Source organism: Campylobacter concisus (genome assembly GCF_902460575.1).
GTDB lineage: Bacteria > Campylobacterota > Campylobacteria > Campylobacterales > Campylobacteraceae > Campylobacter_A > Campylobacter_A concisus_AW.
Genome location: NZ_CABPUY010000004.1, coordinates 19,738 through 24,828 on the forward strand (window position 1 = coordinate 19,738; position 5,091 = coordinate 24,828).

Annotated in this window: 2 protein-coding genes; both read left to right on the plus strand. The window is 32.9% G+C overall.

Annotated features, from left to right (window positions below):
• The first annotated feature begins 17 nt into the window (after positions 1 to 17).
• Positions 18 to 3,830 carry a hypothetical protein gene (locus F3G76_RS09995; RefSeq protein ID WP_149706564.1) on the plus strand — a complete coding sequence of 1,271 codons (3,813 nt, stop codon included), beginning with the start codon at positions 18 to 20 and terminating at the stop codon, positions 3,828 to 3,830.
• A gap of 3 nt (positions 3,831 to 3,833) precedes the next feature.
• A partial coding sequence (locus tag F3G76_RS10000) for a thioredoxin reductase (RefSeq protein ID WP_149706614.1) occupies positions 3,834 to 5,091 on the plus strand: 1,258 nt, incomplete at its 3' end.

The following is a 5,091-nucleotide window of genomic DNA, read 5'->3' on the forward strand; positions in this document are numbered from 1 at the left end:
AGTAGTGGTGGCTTAATATGCAAAACAACGAAATAAATATAACCTACTCTTGCGAAGAGACATTAAAAAAGATAAAAGAGTATATGGCTGATGCAAAGAGCGTGACGCTTTATACGTCTAGCTTGAATTCACTCACATCGTACTCTAACGGCATAGCTAATGAGATCATATCTAATCTAATATTTTCTAAGAAGAGAGATAAAAAAGATGTATCGATCGTATCTGACTTTTATATAGATAAAGATAGCTTTACTGATAGTAAGCTAAATAGAATAAGAGAATTTGAATATAGAGATATACCAGTAAAGATTGTCCATAAAAAGAGTGCAGTTGACAAGTTTTTTGCAAATTTAAAAGAGAAGATAAGCCCCATAAAAAGCAAAGCAAGATATGAAGCTGAACTTGAAGCTGCTCAGGATGAGCACGAGAGAAATTTGCTAAAAAGCATGGGTGAAACAAAGACAGAAGCTATAAGCTTTTATGATATGTTTGAGGTCATAGTATCCAACTATGATGACGCCAAAGATATCGTAAAAGAGTGCCTAAATACCTTAAAAAATGATCTACTAAGCGATGCTAGCTCTTTGATATCTAGCGAGGGACTAGATGGAGCTAAATTTGAAAAAAGCATTGAAGAGTGTTTTAGAGAGTTAGATAAGAATTTAAGCGAGCTAAACAAAGAAAGTGGAGAGTTTTTACTAAAGCAAATATTTCTTTTTATACTAAGCATAGTTGATCTAAGTGACCCAAAGGCTGCACTCAAAAAGGCAAACGGATGCTTTTTGTTCTATGAGCTTAGTAAATTAACCTACAAGATGGTTGAGCATCAAAGCAATAGATCTCTTTATGGCGTAACCTTACCTATCCTTAGCTTTTTCACATCTAGATTTGCTTCTATTATAAATACCCTAAATATAAACTCAAGCTGCAATGTATTAGTATTTAAACAAGATAAATCTTCTAACTCTGGCTTTTTTATAGACTTTACCCACCTAAACTTAGACTATATCTACTTTAGAGACGACAATAACCTAAATGAGGTTAATTGCAATGCAGATGAGGGATATAGTGTATTTGGTCATTTAGATGATCTATCGGTATTTGATCATACAAAGGATGTTTGCTCTTATGATATAGTAAATAAAAACTTAGGCTTTGGCTCTAGTGATGATACGCTCTTTAAAAGACTAAAGGATCAAATAAAAGGACTAAATGCAAATTTAAATTTTATCTGCGCTTCAAATTTCAACTCTATAAAACTAGCCAATCTAATAGCGAACAAGTCCGATAAAAATAGCACATCTGCAAACGATGAGATGAACAGCAAAGATTTTTCAAATTTAAATAAAAACTATGTAGTCCTATCAAACTCACCTTTTAGATCAAGTGCAGGGCTAAGAGAAGAAGCAATAAGTAAATGCCTAGATCAAGTGATAGAAGACGAGCTAAATAGACCCAATAAATCCAACCTAGTAAAACAAAAATTCACCGATATAAAGACCCTAAGTCCTATTAAGGACTACAGCCAGTACAGCATAAACATCAATAAGGAAAACAATAGATCAACTCTTGTTTTAAATTTATCCCCATTTGCAAGGATAGATAAAAAATATATAGACAACATAGAGCAAAAGAGGGAAGAATTTAAAGAGATCGCCTATCAAGATGACACTAACTATCTTGATAATTACACCAAATACGAAGAGTTATTTAAGACAAATTTCTCTCACGTAAATGCTTATGCTAAGCAGCCAAACGATATGGAGAAGATCAAAAAAAGTGAAGAAGAGTATATGAAAAAGGTAACTCTCTCTTTTAAGGCAGTGTTTGATAAGGTAAATGAAAACACCTTAAACAGAAGAGAGGCTGAAGCATATAACAATAGCAATATCTCAAGCCAACTTATAGATGATATAAAAAATGGCTCATCAACCGCAGATGAATACCAATCACAAATGCAACGTATAATACAAACCCTCCCAAAGCGCTACTCTTTCATAGAAGCACTATCTCTTAGTGTGGCTTACTTTATAATGACTAAAAGCTATTCAAAAAAAATGATAAAGAAAAGCATTAAAGATGGTGATGAATATATAGTAATAGAAGATGATGAGATAAAAGCCCTACACTCAAACTCTATAATAAGAGTTTTTGATAGAGATGTAAAGCTATTTTTTTATAAAGACTCAGTAAAAAGTAGTGGTCTAAAAAGTGGCGAGTATCTATGTATAGAAGAAATTTCTAAATATATGGATGGAGTAAATAACAAGGATGTAGTTAGCGTTGAAGAGCTTTTAGCAGAAAATGAAGTTGGTAAAAACGCAGATATCAAAGATCCTTTGCAAAAAGATCTGATGAAACTTCTTATAGAGCAATCTGATAAGATAGATGAGAACTATAAAAAAGATGAAGCTACTATAAAAGAGGCTATCGCCGCTAAGAATAAAAACACTCTAAAAGAGGCTATAAATTTAAAAGATATAGCATATAGCAATGATAGAGATATAAATAAAGAGGTAACCTCATTACTAGTAAAAACTACTATAGAAGAGGTATTTCCACTAGCAAAATTTGTTGGTGAAGATGGCATATCTAAGATATATGAATCACTTGGCTCTTATATATTTAATAAAGACGCAAAGGCACTAAGAGAAACATTTCTTGATGAGCTTGGGGTATTAAATTTAGTAAAAAGTCTACTTGGCGCAAGAAAGACTAAAGAGATAGATAGATATATCTTGCTAATAACGAGTCTAAAAACTACAAGCGTAGTTTTACAACATTCAAAGCTTAATCTAATCATTCAAGCTTCAAACGCTTTTAGGCTTCATATGGCGATGGAGTATTATAAACTAAGTATAACTTATACAGAGATCACAACATATACCTTTATGAGATATACTCATAGGTTTAGCTATACAGATTTTCAAGAGATAAAGAGACTAATAAAAGATTATGCAGGATCGCTAGGCAAGAGCATAGGTGCTTCTATGGTTAGTGGTGCATTAGAACTTTGGAAAACATCCTATGAAAAACTAGAAGAGAACTACAACGAGATAATGCACACAAGATACACATATAAATTTAATGAAGCTTACGCATTAAATAATATCTCATATAAACCTATGTCTATAAAAGAAGCCTATGATAAGAATAGTACAAATACATATTGCTACTATCCAGTAATGATCTATCAAAACTATATAAGCCTAAATTTAAATAGGCTATTTCTAGGAGCTAATATAAGTAGTGGAGGACTAGACTATAACTCATTTATATACTATGACATAGACCATAAGAAAAATAAACTATCTTTTAACCTAGCCTCTAAGCTAGCACTAAATAACCTTAGTACCTATCTATGCTTAGATGAGCTAAGAGGAGCTGGTAATGAGATAGATGCAAGGTATTTTAACTATGCTAGGAATAGATATACTGAATCTGATGTAGAGATAAGGGAGTTAAATTTGGATGTTAAAGAGGAGAAAGAGGTGTATGACGCTTATAGAAAAGGTAATAGTCAAGATAGGGGTGGTTTGTCTTATGCAATAGATGCCTATCAAGAGGCTGCAAATATTATATATATGCTTAGACTAGGAATTTTTAATACCAACTACGGCAATACTCACCGTAACCTCTCAAGAGATCTAGTAGAAGCTCTTGATACTATTGGCAACAATAACATAAAGGGTATATATGTGGGGTGTAAGGAGTTCGGATCGTCAGATAGAAAAGACAAGAGTACTCAAACCACATCATCTATCCCACCTCGCCTAGTAGGTCGTCTAGCTACTACCATAGTAATGGAAGATGGTCTATATATAGGATAAGATATGAAGAAGATCATATTTATCATCATAGCTCTTTTAGTAGCAGGATCACTATTAATAATAAATAAAGGAAATTTAATGAGTAAAGAAAATTTAATGGATAATACATATACAGTTATAGCTCCAAATGGCATGGAAATACCATTTGATAAAAAGACAAATTTAATGATACCAAACAATGATAATTATAATAAACCTAGGACAAATAAGGAATACTTAGAAATTCAATCTAAGTATCTCTTAGAAGCTCGCTCCATCCTAGACTCATCTCCATATAAAAACTATAAACCCCTATACTATAACCCTAAACCAAACTCTCTAGGTCAAACAGACTATCTATCATTTAAACCATGGCTAGACATTAGCTATAAAGCAAGCTCTACTAAACTATCACCTTGGACTAAATCAGAAAAAGCCTACTATGAAAGTTTAAAAGATAAGAGAGATAGATATATCTATCTAGTAAAAAGAAGTAATCTAAAATGCACTATGATAGATATCCCAGAAGATGCAATAGGTAGAGTAGATAGTAGTGGCAAACTAACAAAGCCAGAGTATGCTGAAATTTATGATGAAGTAAATTCTCATCAAGGGACATTAAAATCAATGCTCTTTTCGGCAGAGTGGGGAATTTGTGCTGGAATACTTGGAAACCCTATGGGATTTGCAAATGGAAATGAAGCAGGATTTAAAGCAAGGGACTATCAAAGAATTTTTCTAGCTGCTCAGCTAGGAGTAACAAAGGCTTTAAAATTTCTAGGTGATTTATTTGAATACACTACTTATGACATAGGTCTAAACAAAAATTTGCAAATGGCTGAAGAGTTTAGAAAACTAGCTAAAAACCCTCCACTAGATGAATATGGAATGATGCCTTATCTTGATGAGATAGTAGGAAGCTACTTCGTGATGGATTTTAATAGGGGACTTGCACTTGATACTGATGGTAGGGTTATGCGGTATTTTAGAAAACTCGTTGAAGATGAAGGTAAATTATTAGACCCTAGAGACCTTGATGCAAATGAGACTACAAGAGAAGAATTTATGACAAAAATGAAAGATGTCATAAAAGATGAAATGCTTCCTTTTGACGTAGCTGAACCAGATGATCAAGAATATAGGCAAGTAATTTTAAATAGAGACATTAATCTATTAGAAGCTAAGATAATGTCCCTAACCCCACCAGAGGGATATCCAAATGCACCATACTACAACACACCAGAAGAGCTAACAAGACTATATGAGGCTGGTAAATTAGATA

What these genes read in the sequence shown, in the direction of transcription:
- F3G76_RS09995 (WP_149706564.1), top strand. Translation starts at nt 18, where the DNA reads ATGCAAAACAACGAAATAAATATAACCTACTCTTGCGAAGAGACATTA.